Consider the following 12,270-nt stretch of genomic DNA (forward strand, 5'->3'; position numbering starts at 1 on the left):
CCTGAAGGCCTGCAGGCCCGCAGCAGAATAGTGTGCCAAGCGGCAGGCCGGGCGTAGCCGGGCTCCGGGGCCGGGTGACGGCTCCCGGGCTCAGGCCAGCGGGGAGATGGGGGTCGGCAGGGCGATCGTGGAGGTGGCGTGGGCGATGTTCTCCGGGCCGTTCTCCGGGGGCCAGATGCCGCGTTCGTAGGACTCGCGGCGGATCTCCAGCCGGGCGTTGAGGTCGGGGAAGGGCCAGATGTGGGTGATACGGGGGACGCCGTCCAGGCCGTACATGGCGGTCGTCAGCGGGTGGAGCCGGGTGCGCTCCGGCACCGCGGCCTCCCAGCCCGCCATCGTGGGCACCAGGCCGCCGACCTTGAGGTGGTAGGTGCGGAACTCGTACACGGAGCCGTAGTGGCCCGGCTCGACCGGTGGCAGGAAGGGGAACGGGGCGTAGCTCTCCACCTGGAAGCCGGTGAGGTGTTCCCCGATGCCGAACGGGTCGGGGCTGGTGAGCACGCGGGTGCGCTCCTCGGTGAGTTCCTCGGCGTTCTCGAAGCCGCGCAGCAGGAGCAACTGCCCGACGATGACGCCGTGTTCGGGCTCCCAGCAGCCGAGCAGCCGGCCGCCGGTGGCGTGGCTCGTGGTGTACGTCTCCAGCGCGGACAGTGCCTTCGGGACCGTGCGCAGCTTGAGGGAAAGGGTGGCGAGTTCATAGAGCATGGCCGATGTCCTGACCGTTCCGTTGTCGCGGTTCGCGGGGGTTTCCGGCGGTCGGGATTGCGTCGCCGGTCTCCGCAAACTAAAGTGAAGCATCACTTTAGTTCAACGGCAAGCAAGCGCAGAGGAGGGCCACCCGTGGACACCACCGCCGACGTACCCGGTGCGCGCCGCACACCGGACCGTCCCCGGCGGCCGCGCAGCATCCGGGCGCATGACGCGGTGCTGACCGCTACCAGCGCGCTCATGCGCGAGGTGGGCACGTCCGGGGTCACCATCGACCGCATCGCCGGCCGGTCGGGGGTGAGCACGGCCACCATCTACAAGCACTGGCCCTGCAAGGCGGCGATCATGGCGGAGGCGTTCGGCCGTGACGCGGCCGAGGCGGTGGTCTTCCCGGACACCGGCCGCCCCGTCGAGGACCTGGTCACCTACGCGACCGACCTGCTGACCTACTACACCAGTCCGGAGGGTGGCGTCCTCGGGCAGTTGCTGGCCGCCTGCGCGACCGAGCCGCAGGCGGCGCCGTACTTCCATGAGTTCTTCCTGGCGCCCCGCAGGGCGGCCCTGGAGCCGTACTGGGACCGGGCCGCCGAGGCGGGGCTGACCAGGCGGGGCGTGGACGCCGCGACGGCCACGGACGTGCTGCTGGGCGCGCCGGCGTTCCGCCTGATGGCCGGGCATGAATCGCTGGCCCCCCAGGAGGTGCGCAAGCTGGTGGAGTACGCCCTGCACGGGCTGCTCGTCCCGGCGGCCGACGCGGCGGACACACCCTAGGCCGGAGCGGCCGGTGCTAGCGGGTGTACACCTCCGCACGGTCCACGCTCACGAATGAGGCGCCCGACTGGGCGTTGTGCTCGCCGGTCACGCGGATGCGCAGGGTGTGCCGGCCGTAGGGGAGCCGGGGGCTGAGGTATTGGAGGGTCTCGCCGGTGCGGATCGCGCCGTAGAAGTCCTGGCGTTGCTCGGGGCCGCCGTCGACGCTGAGGGCGGCGATGCCGTTGCCGGTGTCGCGGACCGAGAGCAGGGCGATCCGGGTGCCGGTGAAGGAGAAGGTGGCGGTGTTGCCCGCCTGGTCGCTCCAGTGGTCGTCGCCCCAGAAGCACTGGGTGGCGCAGCCGGTCCCCGAGTTCCAGGTGCCGGTGAACGTGGCGCTTCCGTCGCCGCTGGACCGGCCGTCGTCGTTGATCCAGTACGTGCCCGCTCCCGGGTCGCCGGACGGCAGGTCCTGGGTGGCCCCCGTGGCGAGCGGGCGGCCCAGGTCGGGGGTGCCGTCGGCGTTCCAGGTGATCTTCTGGGCGCGTGTGGTGCGGTCGGTGTAGGTGTTCACCGAGGTGGTCTTGGCGTGGTAGACGATCCAGTCCTGCGTGCCGTCGGGGGAGCGGAAGAAGGCGTGGTGGCCGGGGCCGTAGACGCCGTGGTCGTCGGCGCGGGAGAACCGCGCACCGCTGTGCTGGGTCCAGTTGCCGGGCACGAGCGGGTCGGCCGTGGACGGCAGGGACATCATCCACACCTGGTAGTCCGGCTTGCCCGTGTCACAGGTGGAGTACGTCATCCAGGTGCGGCCGTTGCGGTAGAGGAACTCGGCGCCTTCGCGCACCTCGGGGCAGCCACCGGCCGCGTTCAGGGCGACGGCGTTGCCGGAGACGGTGTAGGGGTTGGACATGGGGGCGATGTTGATGCCGTTGTGCTGGTACTGGTTGATGCCGGAGTAGGCGAGGTAGAGGCGTCCGTTGTGCTGGAGGATGCCGGGGTCGATGGCGAAGTCGGACGCGTGGTTGGGCGGCGTAAGACGGGACTTGAAGTGGTAGGGACCGGCCGGGTCGTCGCGGTCCGACTCCAGCACATAGAGCCGGTGGTGGTCGTCGACTCCGTCGTCGGCGGTGTAGTAGAGGTACCAGCGGTCGCCGAAGCGGTAGAACTCCGGTGCCCAGATGTGCTGGTTGCGGGAGGGGTCGGTGTCCGTCCACACGGTGATGGGATCGGCGTCGAGCAGGGTGCCCAGCGAGGAGGAGCGCCACATCCGGATGCTGTTGCCCTGCGTGGTGGTCAGGTAGTAGTTCCCGTTCCAGACGGTCATATACGGGTCGGGGCCCGTGTTGAGGGGGTTGCGGAAGGTGCCCGCGGCGGCGGTATGCGGTGTCGCGGTGGCGGTGTGTGGTGTCCCCTTGGCGGCAGACGGGGCCGCGGCTGCGGTGTGTGGTGCCGCGGTGGCGGCGGGTTGGGCGGCGACCAGGCCCCACAGGATGGCCAGTAGCGCGGTGAGCAGTGCCGCGTGGCGGCGGGTCGTGCGGGGGTTCATGGGCGCCTCCTTGGGGCGATGTGCGTACGGCGGGTGGGGTCCGGACCGAGTGGCCGTCCCCGTGTCGGCGTAGCGGGTCACAGGCCGTCCGCGGCCGTCAGCGCGCCGAGTGCGCCGGCCTGGGTGCGCCAGTCCACCTGGTTCGGGGTGGTGCCCGCCCAGCGCTGGCCGAGCCGGTTGAGGGGGTCGCGGTCGGTGGTCCAGATCGAGTCGGCCTGCTGGGTGATGTACGCCCGGTAGGTGGCCGATCCGGTGGCGTCCGCGAGGTCGGCGAGGTGGCGCATGAAGATGCCCTTGAACTGCTTCTGGTTGTCGTCGCACGCGCCTGTGCCGGTGTCGCAGGATTCGGTGAGCACACCGTCGCGGGTCAGCGTCGTCGAGGTGATCGCGGCATCGGCCAGGCGGCGGGCGGTGTCCAGGTACTGGCCGTTGCCGGTGGACCGCCACAGCTCGGTGAAGGCGCCGATGGCCAGGCCCTGGTTGTAACTCCACACGGTCTGGGAGTTGTTGCGGCAGTCGCCGGTCAGCCCGTCGTTGACCAGGCCCGCGCCGTTGATCAATCCGCTGCCCTGGTACCAGGTGGCGGCCGTGGCCGCCCGGTCGCCCCATCCGGTGTCGCCGGAGATCCGCTGGTGCAGTGATGTGGTGAGCCACAGGTACAGCCCGTTGGTCACCGCGTTCTTGTAGGTGCGCTCCCGGTCCCACCACACACCGCCGCCACAGCTTCCGGTGTCCCAGTACTGGTGGACGTAAGTGGCGATGGTGACGGCCTCGTCCAGGTAGCGCCGCTCATGGGTGTGGTCGTACGCGGCCAGCCAGGCCACTCCCCACCATGCGGCGTCGTCGATGGCGCGGCTGATGAAATGGCCCTCCACCGCGTCGGAGCTGCGCACCCCGGCCGGGAAGGCGCCGCGGTTCTGCTCGAAGGTGCGGGCGATGACCCAGTCGTAGTCGTGCCGCCCGGTGCGCTCGGCGAAGTCGATGAGTGAGGTGACCGCGACGGCCGAGTTCCACCAACTGCTGCGCCACCAGCCCTCGTACGTCTGGTACGACGCCATCAGCGCGTCCGCCCCGGCGCGCGCCCGGCTCGGCGCGGGCCGCACCCAGGCCGTGCAACCGCCCTCCTGGTGGGCGGCCGCCCGGCCGCATGCCCGGACCGCGCCGCCGAACATCAGCCCGCGCGGATCCCGGGTGGCGAACATGGCCGTGTGCGTCGTGGTCTTGCCCGAGGGCACGCTCGTACGGCCGAGGGAGGAGCCCTCGGGCCAGGTGGCGCCGTTGTCCCAGGAGCGGTCGAGCCAGATCTCGTCGCCCGCGCCGCCGTTTTCGATGACGCCCCACGCCATTCCGTTCCGCTGGTCGACATGGAGGCTGATGGTGCGCCCGAAGAGGGTGGTGGACGGCACCGGGCGGTCGTCGCCCGCCGCGGTGGCGGGGTCGGCGCCGTCGCAGGACGTGCCGTCGCACACCGTCGGGTAGACCCAGTCGGTGCAGGTGACACCGGCGGCGTCACCGCAGGCGCGGATCCAGCCGCGCCGGTGTCCCACCGGGTCGGTGAGGTTGTACATCAGGGTGCGGGTGCCGGTCCAGGTGCCGGGGATGCTCGCCTTGCCGAGCAGGCCCTCCCAGGTGGCGCCCCGGTCCCAGGAGCGGTCGAGCCAGACCGAGTCGCCGCTCACACCGTTGTCGATGCCGGCCCAGGCCATGCTGTCGGGGTCGGACATATGCAGCTTCAGGATCCGGCCGTTGAGGTTCACCTGCGGCACGGGGAAGGTGTCGCGCTGCGCCTTCGAGGGGTCGAGGGTGTCGCATGCCAGTGCGCAGACCGGGGTCGCGGCACGGGACGGCGTGGGCAGGAGGACCAGTCCGGCCAGGGCGATGGCCAGGGTCAGGAGTCCGCGAAGGACACGGTGGAGCCGCGCTGACATGACGTACCCGCCTTTCGTAGGGGGCCGTGCGCATGAGCGTGGGGGAGGAGAGAAGTGGCGGCCGCCCGTGCGAAGCGGCGGCCGCCGGAGGTGCGGGCCCGTCGATGCCGGGCCGGCGGCGGTCGGTCAGGGAGCCCAGGGTGGCTCGATGGCCCAGGTGGTGTCCTCGGTGAAGCCGGCCGGGTTGTCCCAGGCGTGGGTGGAGCCCGACTGGGCCAGCCACAGCTCGGCGTTGATATGCCGCAGATACTGTCCGGGGAAGCCCGCGGCCGACATCCGGACGCCTCCGCTGCCCTGGACCGGGCACCAGGTCGCGTCCTCCTTGGACACGGTGGAGCCGTCGCCGGCCTCGCGCCGGACGCGGAATTCGCGGTGGCGCAGGTATTCGCCCGGGTAGTTGCGGGACTCGAAGGAATAGCAGAGCTTGTTCGCCGGCCCCGGCCTGACCGTCCAGGTGGCGTCCTGCTTCAGCAGGTCCCCGCTGGCCGAGTTGACCACCTCGGTGAAGCCCAGCCCGTCGTAGTGGCGGATGTAGCGGTCGGTGTAGCCGGGTGTGGTGACCCGGATCGACACGTTCTGCCCGACCGGCAGTTTCACCGTCGCGCCGGGTGACCGGGACGCCGCGATGAGGGCCTGGTTGGCCGCCCGGACCCGGGCCTGGTCGACCTTGACCACCTGGCGGTCGTAGGACATGAGCCCGTTGGCTTCGTTCTCGACGTCGGTGATCTGGGTGTAGACGGAGGCCGACAGGCCGCCCGCGGGCATGGTGTTCTCCCGCATCCCGTCGAGCAGGCCGACGAGCCGGTTGTTGAGTGCGGTCGTGGTGGGCTGGTCCTCGTAGCTGAATCCGCCGCCCGGGTACCACTCATGGCCGGGCACGCGGTAGCCGAGGCCGCCGTACTCCCCGAGTACCGAGGCGCGGACCGGCTCCGTCGGGGTGTTGCCGGGCCCGACGTAGTTGTGGTTGTCGATGACGTCGCCGTTGCCGCCGTCCTTGGCGGCGCAGCAGTTGACGCCGCTCATGTTGTCGACCAGGCGGGCGGGGTCGTACGCCTTGACCATGTCGGCGATGCGGGCCTGGTCGTACTGGCCCCAGCCCTCGTTCTGGTCCACCCACTGGATGAGCGAGGGCGAGCTGCGGTGCTGGTCGATGATGGCGCGGTATTCGCTCTCCCACTGGGTGCGGGCCGCGGTGTCCGGGGTCTTGCCGCTGTCCATCGAGGGCATGTCCTGCCACACCAGCAGCCCGAGCCGGTCCGCCCAGTAGAACCAGCGCTGCGGCTCGACCTTGATGTGCTTGCGGACCATGTTGAAGCCCAGGTCCTTGTGTTTCTGCAGGTCGTACTTGAGGGCCTCGTCGGTGGGCGCGGTGTAGATGCCGTCCGGCCAGTAGCCCTGGTCCAGGGTGCCGGTCTGGAAGACGAACTTGCCGTTGAGTACCGGCCGCCGGACTCCTCCCACGTCCTTCACCGCGATCGACCGCATGCCGGTGTAGGAGCCGACCTTGTCGGCTGCGGTGCCGGTCAGCTCGGCCGTGACGTCGTAGAGGAACGGATCCTCCGGCGTCCACAGGTGGGTGTTGGGCACCGGCACGGAGAGCTCGCTGCCGACCGTGCCCGTGGCGCTGCCGACGGTCGTGCCGCCGCTGGAGACGGTGACCTTGACGCTCGTGCCGTCGGCTCCTCCGGCGCCGCGCACCGTGACCCGCAGGGTGTTGTCCTCCAGGCGCGGGACCATGTCCAGGCGGGTGATGTGCGCGGTGGCGGTGGGTTCCAGCCAGACGGTCTGCCAGATCCCGGACGAGGCGGTGTAGACGATGCTCTTGCCGGGGTGCGGGGTGACGTCCTGGATGCGCTGCTTGCCGATGGCCTGACCGCCGGTCTCCGTCGGGTCGTACACGGAGATGACGATGGTGTTGGTGCCGCCGTTCAGCAGGGGCGTGATGTCGTACGAGAAGGCGTCGTATCCGCCGCGGTGGGCGGCCCCGGCCTGCCGGCCGTTGACCCAGACCGTGGTTTCCCAGTCGGACGCGCCGAAGTTGAGCTGGATGTGGCGGCCGCTCCAGCCGGACGGCACCGTGAAGGTGCGCTTGTACCAGAGCTTGTCATTCTGGGTGATCTTGCGCTGGACGCCGGAGAGCGCGGACTCGGGCACGAACGGCACCCGGATCTGCTCGCCGAATGTCGTCGGCTGTCCGGCGTCGCGGGAGGTGACCGCGAAGTCCCAGATGCCGTTGAGATCGGCCCAGTCGGGCCGGGTGAGCTGCGGGCGCGGATATTCCGGCAGCGGGTGGTCGACCGGGACCTGGTTCGTCCACGGAGTCGTCATGGGGGAGGGTTTGGGGTCCCAGGCCGGGGCGGCGTGGGAGGGGCCGGCACCGGAGACGAGCAGGGCGGTGGCGGCCAGCGCGGGGACCACGGCGGCGGCAACGCGCCGCCGCCAGGTCCGTCTTGGACGGAGAAGGGAGGGGAAGCGGAGGAACAAGTGTTTCAGCACGCTGCTGCTCCATGGTCCGGTTGGCGCCGCCGCCCGGTGGGCGGCGGGACTCTTCCACAGGGAACACTTGCTGCACGAATACCAGAGCATTCACAACGGGTGTTTGTCCATAGTTGGGACAACGTTGTCGGCCTTGCTGGGCCTCGTGCGGAGCATCAGTGTGCGGGAGGCGGTACGGTCCGGCTCACACCGCTTGGGACGGCCCGGTGGCGTCCCCCGGTGACCAGTGGGGCCGGATGCCGGCGATATGGCAGGTCATGAAGTACAGCGGAATCGGCGGCGTGTACGGCGAGTCGTCCTGGGGGTGATGGACCAGGCGGGGGAGGCGGGAGCGGGCGCTCAGGTCGGTCATATGGGCGCCGATCGCGTAGCTGGTGAACGACGGCCAGGCGACGTCGATATGGGATGCGGACGGCACGATCCACCACCACCGCTGATCGTCGGCGAAGACACAGCCGATGCGGGGCAGGCACTTCATGACCCGCCGGCCGATGTCCGCGGGCATCCCCACCGCGTCGTATCCCAGTCTGGCGGGCAGTCCGTCCGGCAGACGCAGGCGTCCGCTGTGGCCTCGCCAGCGGTTCGGCGCGCTGAGTGATGGGGCCTCAGGGGCAACAAACTGTCGGTCCATCAGTCAGTGACACTCTTCCGTGCGCGCCGGCAGCTCGGCCCAGATGATCCGCCCCGGCCCGTGCGGGGTGTCCCTGACGCCCCAGGCGCTGCTCACCGCGCCGACCAGCAGCAGCCCTCGTCCCCCGTGCTCATCGGGGTCGGGGGTGCGCGGCGCGGGGAGGGTGTGGGCCCGGAGCTGTTCCTCGACCTCGAGGCGCAGATGTCCCGCGCCGATGCTCAGCCTGCACTCCAGATGATCGCTGAGCGTATGTGTGATCACGTTGGTGACCAGCTCGGAGACCACGAGGAGCGTGTCGTCGCACGCCTGGGCGCTCACGCCCCAGGCGCGCAGCCGCTCGCGCACGGCCGTGCGCACTGTGCTCACCGAGGAGGCGATGGCGGGCAGCCGTAAGGCGACTGCCGGATGCGTGTCCCGCTCCCGGGACGTCCGAAGGGGAGTCAGGGGAAGGGCGAGGGGAGCCACGAGCGGCCGCCTTTCGTCTGCCTGCGCGTCATGGACCGTGCCGTTCCCGCACTGCGCAGTGCCTACGGACGTACCCACGCAAGCGTTCCCACCGTGATCGGACGGTGTGACCACTGTGACAGGTGCAACGAACGAGTTGCAAGCGGTAAATTGGAAATTGCAAGTTGCCATCGGAGGTTCCGCTTGCCCGGTCCGGGGACCGTGACAGACTGCAGCCGTAATGCCCGGTGTGGGGAGGTAGAGCGTTGGCCGCGGAAACCGCATGGGGCGGTGCACCCTCTGTCCTCCGCATGATCCTCGGCAGGCAGTTGGAGGAGCTGCGGACGCGCGCCGGCCTGACATACGACCAGGCGGGAGCGGCGATCGGGGTCAGCCACTCGACGATCCGCAGGATGGAAGCCGCAAAAGTGGCGCGGCTCAGGCTCGCGGACGTGGAGAAGCTGCTCCAGACGTACGGCGTCACCGACGGGCATGAGATCGACACCTTCTTGAAGTCGGTCCGCGAGGCCAACAAGCGCGGCTGGTGGCACACCTACCGCGATGTGATGCCGGACTGGTTCGCCGCGTATCTGAACCTGGAGCAGGCGGCGCTTCAGATCCGCGCCTACGAGGCGCAGTTCGTCCACGGGCTGCTGCAGACCGAGGACTACGCCCGTGCGCTGCTCAGCGCCGGCAACCCGCATGCTCCGGCGGAGGCCACCGAGCGCAGGGTCGCCCTGCGCATGCAGCGCCAGGAACTGCTGTCCCGGGAATCCCCTCCCCGGCTGTGGGTCGTGATGGACGAGACCGTGCTGAGGTGGCCGGTCGGCGGCCCGGCCGTGATGCGCGCCCAGATCGACCACCTGATCGAGATCAGCGCTCTTCCTCACGTGACCGTGCAGATCATGCCGTTCGGAAGCGGTCCGCATCCGGCCATGCGGGCCGGCGCGTTCCATGTCTTCCGGTTCAGGGCCGCGGAGTTGCCCGACATCGTCTACCTCAGCGGCCTGGTCGGCGCGGTGTATCTGGACAAAGAGGAAGACGTGGTGGTGTACCGCGAGGTCCTGGACCGGATGGGCGCCCAGTCGGTGCCCGCCAGGAAAACCGAGGCCGTCCTCGGCGCCATTCGCAAGGAGCTCTGAAGTGCACCACCACATACGCAGCGGCATGCCCTCCCGTGATCTCGGCACCAGGGGCTGGTCCAAGCCGTGGAGCGACGACGCCGGGGGCGCCTGCGTCGAAGCCAAGAAGCTGCACGACGGGCGGGTGGCGCTGCGTCAGTCGACCGATCCCGACGGCCCCGCACTGGTTTTCACCACACACGAGATGACCCGGTTTCTGGCAGGTGTGAAGGCGGGCGACGCCGACTTCCTCTGCTAGCGCCACGGCACCGCAACCTTCCCTGTCTGTGCGAGGCCGGCCCGGCCCAGCACGGACAGGGGGCCACACCGACAGCGAACTGACGATCCACTGGGAGGGGACGCCTTGAGCGACAACGGATGGTCGGCCGACCGCATCGACACCGAGAGCGCGCATTCGGCACGAATCTACGACTACATCCTCGGCGGTAAGGACTACTACCCGGCCGACAAGGAAGCGGGCATCGCCATGTCCCGGGAGTGGCCCGCCCTCCCGATCCATATGCGGGCCAACCGCGACTTCATGAACCGGGCCGTGCGCTATCTGGCCGAAGAGGCGGGGATCCGGCAGTTCCTCGACATCGGGACCGGCATCCCGACCTCGCCCAACCTCCATGAGATCGCCCAGGCGGTCGCCCCGGACTCCCGGGTCGTCTACGTGGACAACGACCCCATCGTCCTCACCCTCTCCCAGGGGCTGCTCGCCAGCACACCCGAGGGCAGGACCGCCTATGTCGAGGCGGACATGTGCGAGCCCGCCTCCATCCTTCAGGCCCCCGAGCTCCGCGAGACCCTCGACCTCGGCCGCCCGGTCGCCCTGACGGTCATCGCCATCGTGCACTTCGTCCTGGACAAGGACGACGCCTACGGAATCGTCAACCGCCTCCTGGAGCCGCTGCCCTCCGGAAGCTGTCTGGCGATGTCCATCGGCACCGCCGACTTCGCGCCGGACGAGGTGGCCCGGGTCGCCCGCGAGTACGCGGCCCGCGACATGCCCATGCGGCTGCGCACCGAGGCCGAGGCCGAGCGGTTCTTCGACGGCCTCGACCTGGTCGAGCCCGGCGTCACCCAGGTCCACAAGTGGCGCCCGGACGGCACCTCCACCGAAACCATCAAGGACGAGGACATCGCGATGTACGGAGCGGTGGCCCGCAAGCCCTGAGGTCGTACCTTCGGTGTCTGTCCTCCATGGGCTCGCCGGTGCGGGCGGCCGCGTCAGCGCGGCCCGCACCGGCGAGCCCGGTGCCGTGTCCGGGCCCCGGATCACCCGGCTGCCGCTCAGTGCGAGGGATGCCGCTCCCGGTCGGCCACGCGCCGCGGCTGATCGGCCGGGAGGGCCGTGCGCTGCCCGGGACCCCAGGTCTCGCGGGTGGACAGCACACCGACGAGTCCCACCAGCGCCATGCACACATAGAGCCCGGCCGGGCCCGCCCAGCCGAAGGACTCCGCGAGCAGGACGGCGAGGAACGGCGCGAAACCGGCCACCGACGCCGCCGTCTGGTAGCCCAGTGAGGCCCCGGACGTGCGGGTGGCGGTGTTGAACAGCTCGGCGAACCAGGCCGCCTGAGTGCCCGTCAGCGCGGCGTGGATCACCCCGATGCCGATCAGGAAGATCAGCACGATGAGCACCGGGGCCCCGGAGTTGGCCATCAGGAACATCGGGAAGCCGAAGAGGGCGGCCAGCACACAGGCCACCAGGTAGACGGTGCGGCGACCCACGCGGTCCGTGAGCGCGCCGGAGAGCACGGTGGTGGCGGTGGCGAGCAGACTGGCGGTGACCACACCGGCGAGTGCCACGCCACGGTCGCCGGAGTCGCGGTCGGTGATGTAGGACAGGAGGTAGGTGGCGGTCAGGTAGTAGGCACAGGACTCCACGACGCGCAGGGCGATGATGCGCAGGATGTTGCGCCAGTCCTCGCGCACCACGCTGAGCACCGGGTTGCGCACGGTGGTGCCCTTCGCCCGGGCGGCCTCGAACTCCGGGGACTCGGTGAGCTTCATCCGGATGACCACTCCGGCCACGATCAGCAGGGCGCTGGCCAGGAACGGCAGCCGCCAGGCCCAGTCGGAGTCGAGGGTGGAGGAGAGCAGGAAGGCGATATTGGCGAGCGCGATGCCCAGCGGGTTGCCTGCCTGGGGTATCGCCGAGTACAGGCCGCGGCGGGTGCGGGGCGCGTGCTCGTACGTCATCATCACGGCGCTGCCCCACTCGGCGCCGAACGCCAGCCCCTGAATACAGCGGATGACCACCAGCAGCACCGGCGCGAACACCCCGACCTGCCCATACGTGGGCAGCATGCCGATCAGGACGGTGGCGATGCCCATCGTCAGCAGGGCCGCGACCAGGACCGGTTTACGCCCGTGGCGGTCGCCGAGGTAGCCGCCGATGGCCCCGCCGATCGGGCGCATCAGGAAGCCGACGCCGAGGGTGACGAAGGCCAGCAGAGTGCCGACCACCGGGTCCGAGTTGGGGAAGAACGCGTCGCCGAAGTACAGGGCGGACGCGGTGCCGTAGGCGACGAAGTCGTAGTTCTCGACACAGGTGCCGACGGCGGACGCGAGGGCCGTGCGGACGCGTCCACGCGTGGGTGGCGGGGTCGGGGGCGAGGCAGGAGCGCTCATACCGGT

The 12,270-nt window shown here is 70.2% G+C and carries 11 protein-coding genes; 4 read left to right on the forward strand and 7 right to left on the reverse strand.

Translation table 11 applies throughout. The annotated features are described in order from the left end of the window. Window positions 1–90 precede the first annotated feature (90 nt). Window positions 91–705, reverse strand: coding sequence for an NIPSNAP family protein (locus tag STRVI_RS14895; RefSeq protein WP_014056481.1), 615 nt, complete (start codon window positions 703–705; stop codon window positions 91–93). A gap of 135 nt (window positions 706–840) precedes the next feature. Here STRVI_RS14895 and STRVI_RS14900 point away from each other — a divergent pair, with 135 nt between their 5' ends. Further along, window positions 841–1,479: a TetR/AcrR family transcriptional regulator gene (locus tag STRVI_RS14900; RefSeq protein ID WP_014056482.1), complete on the forward strand. Its 639-nt coding sequence runs from the start codon at window positions 841–843 to the stop codon at window positions 1,477–1,479. 16 nt (window positions 1,480–1,495) lie between these two features. On the opposite strand, the gene STRVI_RS14905 is transcribed toward STRVI_RS14900, so the two are convergent. The 5 genes from STRVI_RS14905 to STRVI_RS14925 all read right to left on the reverse strand — a co-directional run bounded on the left by STRVI_RS14905 (window position 1,496) and on the right by STRVI_RS14925 (window position 8,524). Next, window positions 1,496–3,004, reverse strand: a complete 1,509-nt coding sequence (locus STRVI_RS14905) for a glycoside hydrolase family 43 protein (protein WP_014056483.1) — start codon at window positions 3,002–3,004, stop codon at window positions 1,496–1,498. A gap of 77 nt (window positions 3,005–3,081) precedes the next feature. After that, window positions 3,082–4,932 (reverse strand): glycoside hydrolase family 76 protein, encoded by a 1,851-nt coding sequence (locus STRVI_RS14910; protein ID WP_014056484.1) that lies wholly within the window; start codon window positions 4,930–4,932, stop codon window positions 3,082–3,084. A gap of 126 nt (window positions 4,933–5,058) precedes the next feature. Continuing rightward, on the reverse strand, window positions 5,059–7,350 hold the full coding sequence (locus STRVI_RS14915; RefSeq protein WP_050993667.1) for an AbfB domain-containing protein: 2,292 nt from the start codon (window positions 7,348–7,350) through the stop codon (window positions 5,059–5,061). A 262-nt stretch (window positions 7,351–7,612) separates the two neighbouring features. Next, window positions 7,613–7,933, reverse strand: a complete 321-nt coding sequence (locus STRVI_RS14920) for a hypothetical protein (protein ID WP_251982622.1) — start codon at window positions 7,931–7,933, stop codon at window positions 7,613–7,615. A gap of 129 nt (window positions 7,934–8,062) precedes the next feature. Beyond that, window positions 8,063–8,524, reverse strand: a complete 462-nt coding sequence (locus STRVI_RS14925) for an ATP-binding protein (RefSeq protein ID WP_014056487.1) — start codon at window positions 8,522–8,524, stop codon at window positions 8,063–8,065. 245 nt (window positions 8,525–8,769) lie between these two features. Here STRVI_RS14925 and STRVI_RS14930 point away from each other — a divergent pair, with 245 nt between their 5' ends. The 3 genes from STRVI_RS14930 (at window position 8,770) to STRVI_RS14940 (ending at window position 10,804) form a co-directional block, all read left to right on the forward strand. After that, a complete protein-coding gene (locus tag STRVI_RS14930; RefSeq protein WP_014056488.1) occupies window positions 8,770–9,645 on the forward strand; it encodes a helix-turn-helix domain-containing protein in 876 nt (291 codons plus the stop codon). 25 nt (window positions 9,646–9,670) lie between these two features. Then, window positions 9,671–9,883, forward strand: a complete 213-nt coding sequence (locus STRVI_RS14935; RefSeq protein WP_050993949.1) for a DUF397 domain-containing protein — start codon at window positions 9,671–9,673, stop codon at window positions 9,881–9,883. 105 nt (window positions 9,884–9,988) lie between these two features. Next, on the forward strand, window positions 9,989–10,804 hold the full coding sequence (locus STRVI_RS14940; protein WP_014056490.1) for an SAM-dependent methyltransferase: 816 nt from the start codon (window positions 9,989–9,991) through the stop codon (window positions 10,802–10,804). Between the two features lie 116 nt (window positions 10,805–10,920). Here STRVI_RS14940 and STRVI_RS14945 read toward each other — a convergent pair whose 3' ends face one another. Next, window positions 10,921–12,264, reverse strand: a complete 1,344-nt coding sequence (locus STRVI_RS14945) for an MFS transporter (RefSeq protein ID WP_014056491.1) — start codon at window positions 12,262–12,264, stop codon at window positions 10,921–10,923. Between the last annotated feature and the right edge of the window lie 6 nt (window positions 12,265–12,270).

Source organism: Streptomyces violaceusniger Tu 4113 (genome assembly GCF_000147815.2).
GTDB lineage: Bacteria > Actinomycetota > Actinomycetes > Streptomycetales > Streptomycetaceae > Streptomyces > Streptomyces violaceusniger_A.

Excerpts from the sequence above, each read along its gene's own strand:
- STRVI_RS14895 (WP_014056481.1), bottom strand. The coding sequence starts at position 705 with ATGCTCTATGAACTCGCCACCCTTTCCCTCAAGCTGCGCACGGTCCCG.
- STRVI_RS14905 (WP_014056483.1), bottom strand. The coding sequence starts at position 3,004 with ATGAACCCCCGCACGACCCGCCGCCACGCGGCACTGCTCACCGCGCTA.
- STRVI_RS14910 (WP_014056484.1), bottom strand. The coding sequence starts at position 4,932 with ATGTCAGCGCGGCTCCACCGTGTCCTTCGCGGACTCCTGACCCTGGCC.
- STRVI_RS14920 (WP_251982622.1), bottom strand. The coding sequence starts at position 7,933 with ATGCCCGCGGACATCGGCCGGCGGGTCATGAAGTGCCTGCCCCGCATC.
- STRVI_RS14935 (WP_050993949.1), top strand. The coding sequence starts at position 9,671 with ATGCCCTCCCGTGATCTCGGCACCAGGGGCTGGTCCAAGCCGTGGAGC.
- STRVI_RS14945 (WP_014056491.1), bottom strand. The coding sequence starts at position 12,264 with ATGAGCGCTCCTGCCTCGCCCCCGACCCCGCCACCCACGCGTGGACGC.